We start from the raw sequence: 1,759 nt of genomic DNA, 5'->3' as shown, positions 1-1,759 counted from the left end.
GGCCGCCGGTAGCGGGGTGCGCGATCCGTCGGGTCCGATCAGCTCGGCGTGGCTCTCCGCATGGCTGACCTGTCCGATGAAGGCGACCAGATCGTCGAGGGACTCGTCTGGGGGAAGGACGGTGCGTTCGGTGACTCCAGCGTCCATGATCTTCCACTTCCCGTACCGGCGTAGCCAAAATTCGAACGAATCGAAAGACGGTATGGATCAGTTCGCTGGGACGGCACCGCGGATGTTGATGTGGGCGAAGGTATCCGCGGGCTGCCCGTCCCAGCTCTGGTCGCACACTGGCACGTGGTTGCTCCGGGTCGCCGTGTAGCCCATTCCGATCTGTCCTGATCGCCCCGGTTAGAACTGTCGGACCCCCGCGATACAACAGCGGGCAGACCGGGCTGATCGGTAGCGACCGGTCGGTGACGGCCGGTCGAGCGACGGAGGTCGATGAACGGTGGCGACGGGTGACGAGGAGCGGCGCAGCACAGGACGGGTCGGGGCGCCCGTCCCGCCCCGGGCGCTGGCGAAGGTGCCTTTCGTCGAGCTGGCCGACGGACGGCTGCAGGGGGTCGTGTCGAGCGGCTCGGACATCGAGCGGGTGTACGTCTCGTCGATCGCAGCCGGAACGCACGCGTACTACTGCAGCACGAACAACAACCGGCCCTGCGGCGGGCTCAACACCTGGGCGATGTGCAAGCACCTCCAGGCGCTCGTCGACGCGGCGGTGCTCCAGTACGGGGCGGACCGGGTCGCGCGCTACCTGCGCGCCGACGTCGGCGACGGCGCGGCGTCGGCCACCGGCCTGATCGCCGGCCTGAGCGGGCAGCAGGAGAAGCAGCCCGCGGCGACCGTCTTCAGCGGCTTCCTACGACATCTCGGCTACCTGGAGCGGCCCGACATCGCCGGGCCCGTTCCCGAGCTCGACTGGTTCCCGGCGGAACGGGCGGTGCTGTAGATGCGCGCGACTCAGCTGGGTGCGCTGACCGGGTCCGTGCCCGGGGGCGTCCAGGCGACCCTCGCGGTGGTGGACGGGTTCGACGACGCTCTGGCCGACGGCCTCGGCCGGCTGAGCCCGTCGGCCGTCGACGCGCTCGAGGCCCTGGCGGGCGCGGTAGCGGCGACCCCGCTCGGCCCGCGGGCCGCGGAGGCCGTGGAAAAGATCGTCGTCGGGTCGGCCGGTGACGACGCGCTGGTGGCGTTGGCCGGTGCCCGTGCCGCGCTCCTCGGCGCCGCACACGACGCGCTGCTCACGGGCTTCGACATGGCGCTCGGTCGAGACCGGCTGACCTGGGACGCCGGGCCGGAGGGGAACGGGCTGCCGGCGGCCGGCGCGTCCGGGCCGGAGGGGAACGGCGTGCTCGCCGGCTGCCGGTCGTGGCTGCGCGAGCTGGCGATCACCGGCTGGCGCGGCGTCGACGACGAGCTGGTCTCGTCGAGCTCCCGGGCGCGCGAGGCCGCGTGGGCCGAGGCGGGCCTGCGCCGGCTGGCGGTGCTCGTCGACGGCCTGGCCACCGAGCTGCGGGCCTCCTGCCCGGTGGAGGCCGCGGCGCGGCTTCCGGTCCGGCGCTGGGCCGACCTGTGGACGCGCGCCCAACTGCTCGCCTGGCGAGGTGGCTGGACACCGGACGCGGACACGGCGGAGCGGGTGTCCGGTCGGCTGCTGGTGCTCGGCGCCGAGATCGCCGAGCACGACACCGCTGTCCGACTCCAGGTACACGGGATCCTCGAGGCCACCGGCGGCGCGGACGCGCCGCCACGGCTGGGG

The 1,759-nt window shown here is 73.1% G+C and carries 1 protein-coding gene; it reads left to right on the top strand.

All coding sequences use genetic code 11. The annotated features are described in order from the left end of the window. The first annotated feature begins 448 nt into the window (after positions 1-448). The gene (locus FrCorBMG51_RS07820; protein WP_047222420.1) at positions 449-949 is read left to right on the top strand and encodes a hypothetical protein; all 501 of its coding nucleotides are present in this window, start codon (positions 449-451) and stop codon (positions 947-949) included. Positions 950-1,759: the final 810 nt, after the last annotated feature.

Source organism: Protofrankia coriariae (assembly GCF_001017755.1).
Classification (GTDB): Bacteria; Actinomycetota; Actinomycetes; order Frankiales; family Frankiaceae; genus Protofrankia; species Protofrankia coriariae.
This window is presented reverse-complemented; position numbering and strand designations above follow the sequence as displayed.